Consider the following 14,982-nt stretch of genomic DNA (forward strand, 5'->3'; position numbering starts at 1 on the left):
AGAGGCATCCAGCAACAACCCAAACCTCGCCCCAGAAGCCCCAAACCCGGACATGTCTGATATAGACTGTGCGGGCGATTGCGCGCCACGTCCACGAACTCAACGCCGAGTTTTCCGACCCGCGCTGCCCAACAGCGAAGCCGAAGCTATCGCGCGCTCAATTTCCCGGTGGATTATCACTAAAGTAAGTCGCGCATGTGGCGTGACGGCGCAGCCGTCCACGAAGCCAACTTCATCAACATCCAATCCGCACACGGCAAAAAACCGGAGAAACCGCCGAAATGGCGACTAGAACATGCAAACGAGTTGATCGCGAAAGGAAAACTTGGTGAAGCTGACGAACCGACCGCACCCACGCCACGGCGGGTCGTGTACGAGAGCTAGCTGAAAAGACCGGAGCCAGCCCACGAGCTATGGACTCAGTGTGTCATGCTTAGGCACCGGATTTCTTCCACTAAGCGCACAGATCACATCGGTCGCGGACACTCAAGGGAAGTTCACTTGCCGTGCAATCTATAACCCCCGCGTGGGGCTCAAGATCCACTCACAGAGGTCAGCACACGCTCTTTCATATCCCCCGGAATAGCTCTCATCTAGCTGAGACTTCACTTTCCTAAAGAGGGCTTGAACCATTTTCTCCAATTTTCCCTCCGGATAAGCATTAGGAAGCTCATGGAGTGGGACGTTGAGAGAAACCGGAGGATCAGCATGAGTCCAGTAAGACCTCATATCCTCAGAAAAGATAAGCAAATCAGTGCCCATAAGGTGAGACTGCAAAACAACATTACCAAAAATAAGTGTTGGCATATTCTTTTGAATCATTAAGAACCCCTTACCTATGAATTTCGATGAGGTTACGCCCCAAGCCTACAGCTCACCCACCATCCAGATAGGTCACAGACGAAGTTGTGTGTGCCTGCACTGTCCGCCACCGAACAGCCCACGCCCACCCCGGGTTGGCGTGTGGACTTAACCATGTCTGCCAACGCGTCAACGTCCGCAGCCCGGTCAAGAGCCGGTAAAAGCCGTAGGGAGAAACCGCGACAGCAACCGCCCAAAAACCGAGCATAACCCTACGTAATTTCCCTACCTCACCTGCGATAATCGCCCGCGCCAGTTTCGCCAGGATTCTCCCGAACACACCTCTTGCACTAAATCGCTCGTCCCGGGGTTTTGCTTGCTGATGCAGTGCGGGTGGGGGAGGAGGGAACCGCCGGAAAAGGATACCGCTACGCGGTCGCAGGAAGGTTTATTTCTCCCCTGGTTCCCGCAGGAATCAGGGAAACATCTGACTTGGTTCACGCAAATGTTGAAATTTTCGAGTGACCGTGTTTTCCATGGAGCCACGCCACCAACACTCGAGCAGTTCGACTCGATCTGGTTTCCGCAGCGACTGCTAGCAACCGATGAACTCGCTGCGGGCATCTATCGCATGCCGCGTGGCACGGCGCTGTGCCACCGCTACATCGAATCCAACCCGCAAGAAGCTATCTCGAACCTTCTGTTGGTCGATATTGGACACTCGGACGAGCTTCTACGAGCACTGTGGGACGGGCAAGAAAGTTTGGTTGAAACCCGCGAAAACGGCCAGGAACACGCCGTCTGGGCGTTTACTGAACCCATCACCCGCACCGAGTCCGCCAGCCGGAAAGCAATCACTTATGCCGCGTCCGTAGGCGAAGGGCTGCGCCGGTCCGTAGGCGGGGAAAAGTCCTCTTCCGGGCTGATGACGAAAAACCCGCTTCACACGGACTGGGACGCGCGCACTGGATCACCGACGAACTCCGTACGCTTGACCAGCTTGCTGCATGGCTGGACGACATCGGCGTTCTACCGCCCCAATCTTGGCGACGAACCAGGCGGAAAACCCGGTCGGTCTGGGGCGAAACTGCGCCATTTTCGAGACTGCGCGGACATGGGCGTATCGTGCAGTTCGGCACCACTTTGGCGACCCCGAGGGGCTGGCAGGCGATAGACCCGTCATCCCCGGAGAAAAGACCCGTCCATAGTAGTGAGACACCCGCTTGTGCCCAGACAACACCCAAAAACGCGCTCTCCAATCAGGTGTTTTGATGATGGCAGTTTTCTCATCCATTGCCACGGTTAAAACCCGACAAAAGGAAACGGCCAACCGTCTAGGGCAGGGCGACATGAAAGAAGAGGGGCTAGAACACACACCCGCCAAAAAACACAGCACAGATCCCGGAGAGGATTGTCGCTGTACTATATATGGCGGCTGTGCGCCATGAGCCGTTTCTGATCAATTGGCCGATCTCTTTCGACAATGTCGACCACGTCGATAGCGCGCCACTGAAACCGGCGCCGACCAACAGAACCAGGGAGGGATGCATCGTCGAGACCTCCTCGGAAACGAGGGCGCCGAGGAGGAAGCACGCGGTTGTGTTTGCCAGCAGAGTACCCCAGAGTTGGGGCAAAAGACGGGTACACCAGTACCTGCCGGTTCCACCGACTGCTGCTCCCACGGCAACCAGTAGCAGGGCATTCAGGCTCATGGGGTGCCCTCTTCTGCTACGAAGTTTCCATGATTGTTCAATGTTCGTCGATTGAGTGCGTCACCGAGGAGCCAGCCCCCGATACAGCTAGCGAGTGTGGCGGCGAGATAGAGTGCTGCGAGCGGTGGGTCCGCTTTGGTGAGGATTACTGCGAACGTCGAGAAGCTGGTGAATCCTCCGAGTACTCCGGTTCCCAGGAACGGACCTGGTTTCCACCAGCCCATCGCGAAGGATCCCAGGGCGTTGATGATGATGAGCGGGAAGATGCCCGTACCGAGTGCAACGATGACCAGCCACCGGAGGCTGGCGCCGAGTGCGGCTCCGGTGGCCACCAGGATGGTTGGCATCATGGGTATACAGTCTATACAGGGCTCACTGCATCGAGGCGCTCTACCCCGGTTCCTCGTGCGACGTAGTCGGAGACAACTATCATTCCGATGATATTCGGGAGGATTATATTCCGTTGGTGAAGTCGGAGGACATCCAAAAGTGGTCCGCTCAGTCACGAGGGCGGTGAAAACTGCGATGGTGAACGAGAGTCCGTGCTAGATGCAGGGCGTGGTCTGAAGGCACTTACCAGATAATGCTCGACACAGTAGAACCAGTCTAGTGTGTCGATGAATCTTCACGTCATGGAGAGGTTCCCCTGATAGACATTGTGAAGAGTTCTTGTGGCTGTAGTTCCACTGCTCGCCCGGATTAGTCGGAGGACCGGATTAGTCGGAGGAAAGGCCACGGGTGGTGCCCGTCTGCCTCGCCAAGATGATGGCCGCCTCGGCATTACCACCGGTGGTGGCGGTGGCGGTGAAGACGTTCGGAAGGTGATCTTCGGAGGAACGGGGTGGGGCCGGTGAATGGTGGATATGCGCTCCGTGTGGGGTTGAGTGGTGTTTTGGTGTAGCAGGCGCGCTGTGATCTCCGGCGATGCGGAGGCAGCGGATTGACTACCCCGCATCCGCCGGTTTGACGCTGTAACCGGTTGAGCCGAACGGGTGTCGGCTAGGCGGCCGCTTCCGCTGTACTCACGTACCCGCTACTTCCAGTCCATTTCCTGGCGAACGAGGAATTCCTGGCATTCTTCGGGGGACTTGCGGAGGTCCGGATCGAACTTCAGGTAGGCGTTGGTTTCCTTGACGACGAGGCCCGACAGTATCAGCAGTCCGATGAGGTTGGGCAGCGCCATCAGGCCGTTGGCAACGTCGGAGAAGGTCCAGATCGGGGTGAGCTCGGAAATCGCACCGATGAACACGCAGACGGTTGCGAGCATCCTGTAGGGGACGGTCGATCGGGTTCCGAAGAGCGACTGCAGGCAGCGTTCCCCGTAGTAGTACCAGCCGAGGATCGTGGAGAAAGCGAAGAACACGACGGACATGGAGACGATGGTCCCGCCCCATTGTCCGGGGAGTCCCCGGGAGAATGCTTCCGCGGTCATGATGTTGGCATGTTCCTTGCCGAGGTCCCATGCTCCGGTGGTGATGATCGTGAGGCCGGTGAAGGTGACGACAACGATGGTGTCGATGAACGTCTGGGTCATGGAGACGAGTCCCTGGCGAGTGGGATGCGAGGTCTTTGCCGCGGCTGCCGCGATTGCTCCGGTGCCGATACCGGATTCGTTCGAGAAAATGCCTCGTGCCACACCCATTTGAAGGACAAGAATGATCGCGGAGCCGGCGAACCCACCCACGGCGGCGGTTCCCGTGAATGCGTCGGTGAAGATCAGACCGAATGCGGCGGGAATACCTGCGGCGTTCCGGAACAGTACGACGAGGGAACCGCCGATGTAGAGGATGATCATGAGCGGTACGAAGGCGGATGTGATGGTGCCGATGGCCCGGATTCCGCCGAGCAGCACTGTTCCCGTGCAAACGAACATGATGATTCCGGAGATCCAGGGATCCACACCGAATGTGTCTTCCATACCTGCAGCCACTGCGTTGGCTTGAGTCAGGTTTCCGATGCCGAGTGCCGCGATCGGGGTGAGGATCGCGAAGAACAGTGCCAGCCAGCGGCCCAGTGGGCCTTTAATACCACGCTTCAGGTAATACTGTGGTCCGCCGGACTGGTTGCCCTTTGAATCAGTGACGCGGAATCGGACACCGAGGTAGGCCTCTGTGTACTTGGAGGCCATACCGACGAGTCCGGTCATCCACATCCAGAACAATGCGCCTGGTCCACCGACCGCGAGTGCGGTGGCGACGCCGACGATGTTGCCGACACCGACGGTGGCGGCGAGAGCGGTTGTCAGTGCCTGATAATTGGAGATGTCACCCTCTCCCTCTTTGTCGTTGGCATCGACAAAACCGTGACGCAAACCGAGGAACAGGGCGCGGAACTGGAGTCCGCGGAGCCGGATAGTGAGGTACAGTCCGGTTCCTAGGAGTAACGGGATGAGGAGGAATGGGCCCCAGATGATGCCGGATAGGGTGACGAGCAGATCATTCAGCGTGGACATACTGTAGAAAATTACAGGTTCTGTTTAGTTAGCACAGGTTTTCCCTGATTACCGTCCCCCATGGTCACCCCCGGCTTTGCGTGGGGTTTTCCTGGCTATTTCCGAAATATCGTGAAGACGAGAATCCTGGGGGTGATTCCCTGCGCGCCGGACAAATTCGGGGGAAGATTGGGGGTGAGTCCGCGGACGGGTGTCGTCAGTGCAGTACCCGATGCATCCGCCCGGCAACCCGTCGAACAAGAAGGAGCCTCCACAGACATGGCACACGACCGCGCAGGCCAACCCGCCCTTGACAGTGATCTCATCGACATCGCGGAGGTCGTCACCGCGTACTACACCCGCACCCCGGATGTGGAGGACCCTGACCAGCAGGTTGCCTTCGGGACATCCGGACACCGGGGTTCATCCCTGGACACTGCGTTCAATGAAAACCACATCCTCGCGACGACGCAGGCGATCGTCGACTATCGCAGGCGGGAGAAGATCGGGGGTCCCGTCTACATCGGTCGCGATCCCCATGCGCTCTCCGAACCTGCGATGGTCTCCGCGCTGGAGGTTCTTCTTGCCAACGACATCTCGGTGTTGGTCGATGACCGCGGGCGGTACACCCCAACGCCGGCTGTCTCGCACGCGATCCTTGCGCATAACGCCCGGCTCGATGGTGGTGTGACGGGAACAGATCCCCGTCGAGCCGACGGAATCATCATCACGCCGTCGCACAATCCGCCCCGTGACGGCGGATTCAAGTACAACCCTCCGAATGGTGGACCAGCGGACACTGACGCCACCGACTGGATCGCCGCTCGCGCGAATGATCTGCTTCGGGAAGGCATGGCGGGAGTGCTGCGTACCCCGGTGTCCGGTGTTCTCGACAAGCGCTGCAGCAGGCACAACTACATGGACACCTACATCGCCGATCTGCCGAATGTGGTGGATATGGAGGTGATCCGGGAATCGGGTCTGACCATCGGGGCGGACCCGATGGGTGGTGCCGCGGTGGATTACTGGGGCGCGATCGCGGATGCTCACGGACTGAACCTGACCGTTGTCAATCCTCGGGTCGATGCGACGTGGAGGTTCATGACGCTGGACACCGACGGCAAGATCAGGATGGACTGCTCGAGTGCGAATTCCATGGCGTCGCTCGTGGCGAACCGTGGGAGCTTTGATCTCGCGACCGGAAATGACGCGGATGCGGATCGGCACGGCATCGTCACCCCGGATGCGGGGCTGATGAACCCGAACCACTATCTCGCAGTGGCCATCGATTATCTCTTCCGGCGTCGGCACAACTGGGATCAGCGCATCAATGTCGGTAAAACCCTGGTGTCCTCATCGATGGTTGATCGGGTCGTCGCTGAACTCGGACGCACACTCGTCGAGGTTCCCGTCGGGTTCAAGTGGTTCGTACCGGGTCTCATTGACGGCACCATCGGTTTCGGTGGTGAGGAGTCTGCGGGTGCTTCCTTCCTGCGGCGGGATGGATCCGTGTGGTCCACTGACAAAGACGGGATCATCCTTGATCTGCTGGCGAGTGAAATCACCGCAGCGACGGGGAAGACCCCGTCGGAGCGATATGCGGAGCTGGAGCAGAAGTTCGGTAGTCCGGTTTACGCGCGGACGGATGCCCCGGCGAACCGGCAGCAGAAGGCGGTGCTCAAGAAACTGTCGCCGGCTGATGTCACAGCCACGGAATTGGCTGGTGAAGCGATCACCGCGAAACTTACGGAAGCACCCGGAAATGGCGCAGCGATCGGCGGACTGAAGGTTACGACGAAATCTGCCTGGTTCGCGGCGCGTCCCTCCGGAACCGAGGACAAGTACAAGATCTACGCGGAGTCCTTCCTGGGAGAGGAACACCTGAGTGAGGTTCAGGCACAGGCACAGGAACTGGTTTCGGAGGTGCTGGGAGGCTGATCTGCGGCGGGGCTGTCGGAGCTGATCTGCGGCGGGGCTGTCGGATTGGGGTCGTCTCGATCCTGCCGCGGCCCCGCTGTCGATGGCCTTCCGGGGAAAGATGAATCGACGCGAGATGCATGATCTGCGCTAGGGTTAGCGATTGTGACCAAAAATATGAAGAATATGTCGATGAATCCTGCGGCACATGTCGAGGCCGCGAAGCCTGAGTTTGTCCCGGCGAGGTACGACAGCCGATCGGTGGTCCTTGATGTTGTTTCTGCCTTGGCCCGGCTCGCTCTCGCCGTGGTGTGGCTCTACAGCGGGTGGCAGAAGATCACGGAGCCTGTATCCACCAAACAGGCTGTTCGAGCTTACGAACTGTTCAGTGACGATACCGCGGACCTTATAGCAATAGTCCTGCCGATCGGTGAGTTGATTCTCGGTGTGCTCATCCTCATCGGTCTTTTCCTTCGTTTTAGTGCCTTCATTTCCGGGGTGCTCCTCCTTGTATTCATCGGAGGCATTGGCTGGGCATGGTCCCGCGGTCTGTCCATCGACTGTGGGTGCTTTGGCGGAGGCGGCGCAAATGCTGAGGTGACCTGGTGGAATTATCTTTCGGAGATTCTCCGGGATGTCGTGTTCCTGGTTCTGTCCTGGGTCGTTCTTCGCTGGCCTTTCAAACGATTCGCACTCCACGGCTGAACGGGGACTAGGCTGCTAGATCGGGGAGTGCCACCGGCCTCCTCGCGGGGCACCCCACGTTCGTGACGGCTGGGGCTCGCCCGATCGGGCGCTGTGCTGGTCGCAGTAATACCCGGACCGAATATCCACTTCAACCGTAGAGGTTTAAAAGAACGTGAGCACCAAGATCAAGTCCCCGAATGAAAAGGGGCATGGTTTCCTTTGGGCACTGCTGGCTGTACTGGGTGTGGCAGTGCTCGTGATCGGTTACATCGTCATCTCGGGTAATCAGGAAGAGCCGGTAGAAATCGAACCAGTCGCCTTCACCGTGAATCACGAGGACGGGTACATCGCCCTCGCCTCGGACTCGGCGGGATCCGACACTCCGACCGTTGATCTCTATGAGGACTATTCATGCCCGCACTGTGCGGAACTGGCTGAAGCGACGGACGGTGACATGAAACAGGCGATCACTGACGGTGAGTTGATTGTCAACATCCACCCGCTGAGCTTCGTTTCTGCCGGTGACGGCAAACACTCTACGCTGGCGGGCACCGCCGCACTGACCGTCGCAGAGAGTGGTGACGCAGAGGTCTACTGGAATTTCCGGACGCTGCTGATGGACGAGCAGGCGAAGATCTTCGGCAAGTGGGACTATAACAATTTTGCGGATGCGGCACTCAAGGTCGGGGCGAATGAAGAAACCGTTGCAAAGATCCGTTCCGGCGCAGAGCAGGAACGATTCGATGAGATCGCCGCTGAGAACGCCGAGAAATTGAAGGCGCAGACGGGCCGTGTTTCCTCCCCGCGCATCATTCGTGACGGCGAGGATGTCCCGCTGGAGAACTGGGTGGCCACGGTTACCGGCTAATTCCCGGTCTCACTCGATGGTGGAGTCACGTCCGTGGGCGGATGGGACTCCACCATCATTGTGTTGTGCGGGGAACAGGTGATTTGTTCGCAGAGGGTTCTACCGTGTAGATTGGGGGAGTCGCAAACAAGGGGCTATGGCGCAGCTGGTAGCGCACCACACTGGCAGTGTGGGGGTCAGGGGTTCGAGTCCCCTTAGCTCCACTGTGAACCGGAAGATTAAAAATCACTCCGGTGCACCGCCCGCAGGTTTCGACCCCGGGCACATCAAGTTCATATCAGGGGCTATGGCGCAGCTGGTAGCGCACCACACTGGCAGTGTGGGGGTCAGGGGTTCGAGTCCCCTTAGCTCCACTTCTCATGAATGAAAGAAGAGCACTCCGCGATGAAACGGAGTGCTCTTCTTTCTCTGTGTTTCCACACTGCACGATATCTGTGGCTGAGGTCAGTCGGTGCCACCGTGATGAGGGGCCAGCCGTTCGGCACCGTCGAGAAGTAGCTCCACCTTTCGACGCCACCACTGGTCCAGACCGGTTTCAATGATGTCGCTGAGTGTGCCCGTGATATCTGTGGAGAGTTCTGAGTGCCGGAGAAGATCGCCGGCCGCAGTGTCGAGATCGGTGGCGTCGACTTTTGCGAGTAGACGTTCCGTGCGGTTGACGGTGTCTATCGTCATGTCCATGAGGGTGTCAAGAATCAGTAGGGCATCGGGGATGGGCCAGTCGTAGGTTTTGTGTAGAACCTGAACCGATTCCTCCAGGAGTCTGATGATGCCGGAGGGTGGGGTTGCCTCGAGATCCTGGAGGACTCCGGCGATTCCCCGATGTTCGGCGAGGAAAGACCACTCGCGTTCAGCGAGTCCGGTTAGGTAGTTTCGCCACGTGGAGTGGGAGAAATCTGAGGTGTTCTCTGCGATGGCTCGGTCCACTGCTCCGCGGAGAAGTTCGCGCCGGGAGCCGATGTGCCGGTAGAGGGATGATTGATCAACTCCGAGATGGCGGGCGATCGCCGTTGTGCTTGCGTCAGTGAACCCCAGAGTGAGGACGGCCCGTTCGATGTCGACGCGGTTGATCTTCGCGGGTCGGCCGGGGCCTCTGGTGAACATGGAGCTCCTGACTGTGGAACGTATGTCTCCGATTCTACCCTCGGATGCCGGGAATTACGTATTACACACTAGCTATTGCAAATAGGTTAGGCATACCCTACCCTTACGCTTGTCGGTGCCATCGGGCGCACCGGGGAAAACTAGGAGTGGATATGACGCAGCAGCGAAAAGCGGTGAAAGTTCGGTACACCGCACCTGAGAGATGGACCCTCACAGTAGTTGTTCTGGCGTCCTCGCTCATGGTTGCGGACATGATGATCGTTGCGGTCGGGCTACCGGCCATCGCGGAAGAGCTGACGGACGCGACTCTCAGCCGGATGCAGTGGATCATCGTTGCCTATTCGCTGGCGTTCGGTGCCTTGATTCAACCGGCGGGGGCACTGAGTGATCGGCTTGGCAGCAAGCGGATGTTCATGACCGGGATCGTTGCGTTCACCGTCGCATCCGCCGCCTGTGGTCTCGCACCTTCGATGAGTGCACTCATCGGGTTCCGGGCAGCCCAGGGCATCTCCGCCTCAGTGATGTTTGCCAATGCGATGCCGCTCATGGCACGGTGCTTCGACGGTGAACGTAGAACGATGGCTATCGCGATCTGGAGCGGTGCGGTAGGAATCTCTGCAGTGCTCTCACCGGTGATCGGAGGCCTGCTCGTCGATGCATTTAGTTGGCGTTCCATGTTCCTGATCAATCTTCCGCTGGGTGTGCTCACGGTCGTCATCGCGGTCAGATATCTGCCGATGGACCATGACCGGCAGCGGGATTCCCGGCCCTTTGACTTCACCGGGGCTGTACTTCTCGCGGGTGCTCTCCTCGCACTGAACTACGGTGTCACCCGTGCTCAGGAAGATGGCTGGCTGCATAACACGGTGCTCACCCTGCTCGGGTCCTCGGTTGTTCTGCTGGCGTTGTTTGCAGCCCGTGAACTTCGCTGCTCCGCTCCGGTACTCGATCTTCGTCTGCTCACCCGCCCCTCTTTCCTCGGGATCTCGTTGATCGCGGTGATCAACCGATTCATCACCGGTGGTGCCATGGTTTACTTCATGCTCTATCTTCAGGAGGGACATGGCTACTCGCCACTGCAAACGGGGCTGCTCTTCTTTCCGCTTGGTGCCTGTGCCATGGCTGGATCCATCGGCGCAGGAAAACTACAGGGCAGGTATCCCGTGAACAGTGTGCTCGCGGTTGGTGGTGTGTTGATCGCTGTGGCCGCTGTGGTGTTCGTGTGGCAGTTGACCGCACTGCATGATCCGTTGTGGCTGATTCCGGCGACGATGGTCTGGGGCGCAGGTAACGCACTGGTGAATACCCCACTGATGAATGTTGCGACAAGCTCGGTGCCGATTCAGCAGGTTGGTATGGCCACGGGACTGATCAACAGTTTCTTCCCGATCGGTGCATCAGTGGGCACGGTGGTTCTCGGCACGGTGTTTACCGGAGTTCTGGCGGAGGGGCCGTATACCAGTCAGTTGGAGGCACTCGGTGCAGCCACCGGAAGGCTCTACATCGTCATTTTTGTGATGGCTTTGCTTGGTGCTGTTGTGGCGTGGAGCCTGATTCGTCCGGATCGTGAGAAGATGACTGCGTGAGGATACCCGTCGGGTGCGCGATGCCTAGACTTGGGGAATGACCACCATCATCGTTGAACGTCCCACGGATTCCGACAGTGTCATTCACCGTGTCATCGCGGGAGACAACACGGTGTACGGCGAAGGTGACTTGCTCATTGACGTCGAGTACTCCAGCCTGAACTACAAGGATGCACTCGCGCTCCGGGGGACGAAGGGTGTTGTCAGGACCTGGCCGCTGATTCCGGGGATTGACGCCTGCGGAACCGTCGTCGACAGTGGCTCCGCCCGTTTTTCCCCGGGGGACCGCGTTGTTCTCAACGGCGCCGGGCTGGGGGAGACACGGGCTGGTGGGTACACCCTCAGACTACGGATCGATTCGGCGTCGACCGTGCATATTCCGGAGAGGATCAGTACAGTTCGGGCGGCGGCTGTCGGAACCGCCGGGTTCACCGCCGCACTCTCCGTCTGTGCGCTCAGCGGGGCGGGCGTCACTCCGGATGACGGGCCGGTATTGGTCACCGGAGCGACAGGAGGCGTGGGTAGTACGGCGATCCTGCTGCTCACCAGCCTCGGTTTCGAAGTTGTCGCGGCAACTGGGCGGGCGAATGAACATGGGGAGATGCTGCGGGAACTGGGTGCCGTCACGGTTATCGACAGAGACGGGTTGGCGGGCGTCGGCAGGCCGCTGCAGTCGGAGCGCTACGCCGGAGCAATCGATTCGGTGGGCTCGCATACCCTGGTCAATGCTCTCGCGCAGGTGAAATGGGGTGGTGCGGTGACTGCCTGCGGTCTCGCCCAAGGGCCGGACCTGCCGGGGAATGTCATGCCCTTTATCCTGCGTTCGGTGAAACTCCTCGGTATTAATTCGGTCGATGCACCGATAGCGCTCAGGAGGCAGGCATGGAATCTGCTTTCGACCCATCTGAACCTTGATGCCCTTGATCGGATCACCACCCTCGTTCCTCTTTCCGGTGTCGTGCAGGCGGGTGAGGATTTGTTGGGTGGACGGCTCGCGGGCCGTATGGTGCTCGATGTCGGAGTCTGAATCCCGGTTCCCCGTTCGGGCGTAGTGGTTGCGCCCACGTGTCGGCGGGGTCGGGCTGTCTCGGACAGTGGAGTCTGCTACCTAGCCCCTAGCTGGGGTGCCTGTCACAGGGTCCGGGCACACCTGCAGATCATTTCGGTGCAACAATGGAGTCATGGAAAATAACGATGACATCATCAAGGTTCTCAACGGTGAGGAGTGCATCGAACGTCTAGAGCGTGTTCGACTCGGCCGTGTTGTCGTGCGGCGTTCCGACGACATGGACATCTTCCCTGTCAATTTCGTGACGGATGAGGGGCGGATCTACTTCCGTACCGCTGAGGGATCCAAACTGTTCACGATCGAACTCAACCACGACGTGCTCTTCGAAGCCGACGAGGTCGTGGATGGGCGTGCGTGGTCGGTTGTGGTCAAGGGGGAGGCGGAGCTGCTGAAATCCAGTGCTGCGATCCAGCACGCAGACACCTTGCCGCTCAAGCCCTGGCTGCCGACCCTGAAGTACAACTATGTCTGCATCACGCCACGAGAGTTGAACGGGCGTGAGTTCGTGCTCGGCGATGAACCTGAGCGCTACTGACCAGGTGGGATTCATCAAACGGACGTACTCACCGGATGCTGCCCGAGCGGAAGCTGCCGGACTCCGGTGGCTGCGTGAGGGAAGTTCCTGTGTGGTCGACGTGTTGGATGTCGATGGTGCGTCGATAACCACTGAAATGGTCGAAGTGGTTCGGCCGACCCCGGAAGCCGCTTATCATGCGGGCCGTGAACTGGCCCGGATACATGCCTCCGGGGCAGAGGCATTCGGGTGCCCACCTGCGCCGGATGGGCACCCGTGGAGCGGCACGAACTACATCGGCTCCATTCCCCAACGCTGTGATCCGACGGATGATTGGGCGGAATTTTACACGGAGCAGCGGGTACTTCCGTTCGTCCGTGAGGCCCATGGACGGGGAACCGTCACCACGGAAACGGTTGATCTCGTGGAACGTGCCTGCGCTGCGCTCCGAGGGCACCGCTGGGATCTTGTTCCTGCACGGGTTCACGGTGATCTGTGGGCGGGGAACCTGCTCTTCGGAACGACGGGGCCGGTGTTCATTGATCCGGCCGCGCACGGAGGCAACCCGGAAACCGATCTCGCCATGCTCGCCCTGTTCGGTGCACCTCATCTCGGGGAGATCCGTCGGGGTTACGTCGAGGAATCCGGGGCATCCCCGGATTTCATGGTCTCAACTCCGATCCACCAGCTCCACCCACTCGCGGTCCATGCCCTGACCCACGGATCTACATACGGGCGGGAACTCCATCGGACTGCGGGTAATGTCCTCCGCTTGCTCGGGGAAAGTTCGTGACCGGACTTGATCAGCGCCACCAGTCATCATGGGGAGTGACCGGGAGGGCGCGTTTGTGCAGGCCGATTCGCCACAGGTGCTCCAATCGTTGTACTGCGGCGTCGGGGACATCGACGGTTGTGTTCTCGATGTAGTCGTCGATCTGCCGGTAGGTGATCCCCAGCGCCTCCTCATCAGGAAGCGCGGGGCGGTCATCCTCGAGATCTGCTGTGGGGACCTTCGTCCACGTCGAGCTGGGTGCCCCGAGTTCGGCCAGGAGAGCAGCACCCTGACGCTTCGAGAGCCCGAACAGGGGAAGGACGTCAGCGGCGCCGTCGCCGAACTTGGTGAAGAAGCCGGTGACGTTTTCTGCGGCATGGTCGGTTCCGATCACCAAAGCCCCTTTTTCTCCCGCGATGGCGTATTGCGCGAGCATTCGCGCGCGTGCCTTCGCGTTACCTTTGTTGAAGTCCCCTAGAGCGGTGATTCGGAGGGCCGCAGACACTGCGGTGTCGACGGCGTCGGCGATCTCCCGTATGTTCACCGTCAGAGTGTGGTCGGGACGGATGAAGTCGAGGGCCACCTGCGCATCGTCCTCGTCCAACTGAACACCGTAGGGGAGGCGCACGGCGTGGAACGCTGCCTCGGTGCCCGAATCTCTCAATCGTTCCACCGCAAGTTGAGCCAGGCGGCCGGCGAGAGTCGAATCCTGGCCACCCGAGATTCCGAGAACGTAGCCGGACGATCCCGTTTTGCGCAGGTAGTCTGCGAGGAAGGTGATTCGTTCCTCCACTTCCGTAGCCGGATCGATCTCCGGTTTCGTATGCAGGGAAGCGATGATGTTTTCGCGGGTGAGCTGCTGTTCGGGGGTCATGGTCGACCAGTCTAGTGAGCGGACCGGACACCCGCGTCCGACTGTCGATGGGCGGAGCTTGGCGGAGGTGGTTTGTTCCGCAGGATACCTTCCGATAGTATTAGTCCTCGTGTCATGACAAGGCCGTCCCGATATGTCACCAGGTAGCGTACACAACCGGTGTCGGGGACTGGAACCGGTCAGGGAAGCAGACAAACCGGCGGTCGCCGGTCCACGCGCATGAGAGAAAGGAGCGCCCGATGAAGGTCCGTAAGTCACTTCGGTCGCTGAAAAACAAGCCGGGCGCCCAGGTCGTGCGTCGTCACGGCAAGGTGTTCGTGATCAACAAGAAGGACCCGCGTTTCAAGGCTCGTCAGGGTTAATTGGCCGTGTCCCGGAAAGAGCCGGGCGGATGAGGGAGGAAACTCTTTCATCCGCCCGGCTCTTTTTTGTATCGTCCCTCCGGGGAAGGCCTTGAATTATAACGTTTTTGTAACATTAGTGAGTTTGTTCCGGGGTGAACTGGGGAAATGTCTGGATGGTTCGAGTCGGGGCAACATGCGTGTAATTTCATGGCGGGCGGCAAGGGCAGATATTGTGCCGCCGAGCGGGGGTTTGCTGGGAGTTTAATGGCCGTAACTACTATATGTTGTGTAACTTGATTCGAT

At 59.2% G+C, this 14,982-nt stretch carries 14 protein-coding genes and 2 tRNA genes; 11 read left to right on the forward strand and 5 right to left on the reverse strand.

Annotated elements, in window-relative coordinates; all coding sequences use genetic code 11:
• Window positions 1-1,306: 1,306 nt before the first annotated feature.
• The gene (locus QWU44_RS10230) at window positions 1,307-1,975 is read left to right on the forward strand and encodes a replication initiation protein (RefSeq protein ID WP_370915590.1); all 669 of its coding nucleotides are present in this window, start codon (window positions 1,307-1,309) and stop codon (window positions 1,973-1,975) included.
• 190 nt (window positions 1,976-2,165) lie between these two features.
• Here QWU44_RS10230 and QWU44_RS10235 read toward each other — a convergent pair whose 3' ends face one another.
• From QWU44_RS10235 to QWU44_RS10245, 3 genes are all read right to left on the reverse strand, one after another.
• Window positions 2,166-2,513, reverse strand: a complete 348-nt coding sequence (locus tag QWU44_RS10235; RefSeq protein ID WP_370915591.1) for a CrcB family protein — start codon at window positions 2,511-2,513, stop codon at window positions 2,166-2,168.
• The gene (locus tag QWU44_RS10240) at window positions 2,510-2,863 is read right to left on the reverse strand and encodes a fluoride efflux transporter family protein (RefSeq protein WP_370915592.1); all 354 of its coding nucleotides are present in this window, start codon (window positions 2,861-2,863) and stop codon (window positions 2,510-2,512) included. The genes QWU44_RS10235 and QWU44_RS10240 overlap by 4 nt, the downstream gene beginning before the upstream one ends.
• A gap of 683 nt (window positions 2,864-3,546) precedes the next feature.
• Entirely contained in the window at window positions 3,547-4,965 is a 1,419-nt protein-coding gene (locus QWU44_RS10245; RefSeq protein ID WP_370915593.1) for an alanine/glycine:cation symporter family protein, read from the reverse strand.
• A 258-nt stretch (window positions 4,966-5,223) separates the two neighbouring features.
• Here QWU44_RS10245 and pgm point away from each other — a divergent pair, with 258 nt between their 5' ends.
• The 5 genes from pgm (at window position 5,224) to QWU44_RS10270 (ending at window position 8,769) form a co-directional block, all read left to right on the forward strand.
• Window positions 5,224-6,882: a phosphoglucomutase (alpha-D-glucose-1,6-bisphosphate-dependent) gene (gene pgm, locus QWU44_RS10250; protein ID WP_370915594.1), complete on the forward strand. Its 1,659-nt coding sequence runs from the start codon at window positions 5,224-5,226 to the stop codon at window positions 6,880-6,882.
• Window positions 6,883-7,122: 240 nt separating this feature from the next.
• The gene (locus tag QWU44_RS10255; RefSeq protein WP_370915726.1) at window positions 7,123-7,566 is read left to right on the forward strand and encodes a DoxX family protein; all 444 of its coding nucleotides are present in this window, start codon (window positions 7,123-7,125) and stop codon (window positions 7,564-7,566) included.
• 154 nt (window positions 7,567-7,720) lie between these two features.
• Window positions 7,721-8,416 carry a DsbA family protein gene (locus QWU44_RS10260; RefSeq protein ID WP_370915595.1) on the forward strand — a complete coding sequence of 232 codons (696 nt, stop codon included), beginning with the start codon at window positions 7,721-7,723 and terminating at the stop codon, window positions 8,414-8,416.
• Window positions 8,417-8,546: 130 nt separating this feature from the next.
• Window positions 8,547-8,619, forward strand: a tRNA-Ala gene (locus tag QWU44_RS10265).
• Window positions 8,620-8,696: 77 nt separating this feature from the next.
• A tRNA-Ala gene (locus QWU44_RS10270) sits at window positions 8,697-8,769 on the forward strand.
• Window positions 8,770-8,860: 91 nt separating this feature from the next.
• On the opposite strand, the gene QWU44_RS10275 is transcribed toward QWU44_RS10270, so the two are convergent.
• Complete coding sequence (locus QWU44_RS10275; protein ID WP_370915596.1) at window positions 8,861-9,520, reverse strand: TetR/AcrR family transcriptional regulator; 660 nt, start codon at window positions 9,518-9,520, stop codon at window positions 8,861-8,863.
• Window positions 9,521-9,672: 152 nt separating this feature from the next.
• Between QWU44_RS10275 and QWU44_RS10280 the strand changes: the two genes are divergently transcribed.
• The 4 genes from QWU44_RS10280 to QWU44_RS10295 all read left to right on the forward strand — a co-directional run bounded on the left by QWU44_RS10280 (window position 9,673) and on the right by QWU44_RS10295 (window position 13,482).
• Window positions 9,673-11,106 (forward strand): MFS transporter, encoded by a 1,434-nt coding sequence (locus QWU44_RS10280; RefSeq protein WP_370915597.1) that lies wholly within the window; start codon window positions 9,673-9,675, stop codon window positions 11,104-11,106.
• A gap of 37 nt (window positions 11,107-11,143) precedes the next feature.
• Window positions 11,144-12,133, forward strand: a complete 990-nt coding sequence (locus tag QWU44_RS10285) for an MDR family oxidoreductase (protein WP_370915598.1) — start codon at window positions 11,144-11,146, stop codon at window positions 12,131-12,133.
• A gap of 154 nt (window positions 12,134-12,287) precedes the next feature.
• Window positions 12,288-12,710 carry a pyridoxamine 5'-phosphate oxidase family protein gene (locus QWU44_RS10290; RefSeq protein WP_370915599.1) on the forward strand — a complete coding sequence of 141 codons (423 nt, stop codon included), beginning with the start codon at window positions 12,288-12,290 and terminating at the stop codon, window positions 12,708-12,710.
• A complete protein-coding gene (locus tag QWU44_RS10295) occupies window positions 12,691-13,482 on the forward strand; it encodes a fructosamine kinase family protein (protein WP_370915600.1) in 792 nt (263 codons plus the stop codon). Before QWU44_RS10290 ends, QWU44_RS10295 begins: the two co-directional genes overlap by 20 nt.
• Before the next feature lie 10 nt (window positions 13,483-13,492).
• Here QWU44_RS10295 and nadE read toward each other — a convergent pair whose 3' ends face one another.
• Window positions 13,493-14,335: an ammonia-dependent NAD(+) synthetase gene (gene nadE / locus QWU44_RS10300; protein ID WP_370915601.1), complete on the reverse strand. Its 843-nt coding sequence runs from the start codon at window positions 14,333-14,335 to the stop codon at window positions 13,493-13,495.
• A 239-nt stretch (window positions 14,336-14,574) separates the two neighbouring features.
• Here nadE and ykgO point away from each other — a divergent pair, with 239 nt between their 5' ends.
• Window positions 14,575-14,697, forward strand: a complete 123-nt coding sequence (gene ykgO / locus QWU44_RS10305) for a type B 50S ribosomal protein L36 (RefSeq protein WP_012732041.1) — start codon at window positions 14,575-14,577, stop codon at window positions 14,695-14,697.
• The last annotated feature ends 285 nt before the right edge of the window (window positions 14,698-14,982 follow it).

Source organism: Corynebacterium sp. CCM 9203 (assembly GCF_041357675.1).
In the GTDB taxonomy this organism is placed as follows: domain Bacteria; phylum Actinomycetota; class Actinomycetes; order Mycobacteriales; family Mycobacteriaceae; genus Corynebacterium.

Excerpts from the sequence above, each read along its gene's own strand:
- QWU44_RS10230 (WP_370915590.1), top strand. The coding sequence starts at position 1,307 with ATGTTGAAATTTTCGAGTGACCGTGTTTTCCATGGAGCCACGCCACCA.
- QWU44_RS10235 (WP_370915591.1), bottom strand. The coding sequence starts at position 2,513 with ATGAGCCTGAATGCCCTGCTACTGGTTGCCGTGGGAGCAGCAGTCGGT.
- QWU44_RS10240 (WP_370915592.1), bottom strand. The coding sequence starts at position 2,863 with ATGATGCCAACCATCCTGGTGGCCACCGGAGCCGCACTCGGCGCCAGC.
- QWU44_RS10245 (WP_370915593.1), bottom strand. The coding sequence starts at position 4,965 with ATGTCCACGCTGAATGATCTGCTCGTCACCCTATCCGGCATCATCTGG.
- pgm (WP_370915594.1), top strand. The coding sequence starts at position 5,224 with ATGGCACACGACCGCGCAGGCCAACCCGCCCTTGACAGTGATCTCATC.
- QWU44_RS10275 (WP_370915596.1), bottom strand. The coding sequence starts at position 9,520 with ATGTTCACCAGAGGCCCCGGCCGACCCGCGAAGATCAACCGCGTCGAC.
- QWU44_RS10280 (WP_370915597.1), top strand. The coding sequence starts at position 9,673 with ATGACGCAGCAGCGAAAAGCGGTGAAAGTTCGGTACACCGCACCTGAG.
- QWU44_RS10285 (WP_370915598.1), top strand. The coding sequence starts at position 11,144 with ATGACCACCATCATCGTTGAACGTCCCACGGATTCCGACAGTGTCATT.
- QWU44_RS10290 (WP_370915599.1), top strand. The coding sequence starts at position 12,288 with ATGGAAAATAACGATGACATCATCAAGGTTCTCAACGGTGAGGAGTGC.
- QWU44_RS10295 (WP_370915600.1), top strand. The coding sequence starts at position 12,691 with ATGAACCTGAGCGCTACTGACCAGGTGGGATTCATCAAACGGACGTAC.
- nadE (WP_370915601.1), bottom strand. The coding sequence starts at position 14,335 with ATGACCCCCGAACAGCAGCTCACCCGCGAAAACATCATCGCTTCCCTG.
- ykgO (WP_012732041.1), top strand. The coding sequence starts at position 14,575 with ATGAAGGTCCGTAAGTCACTTCGGTCGCTGAAAAACAAGCCGGGCGCC.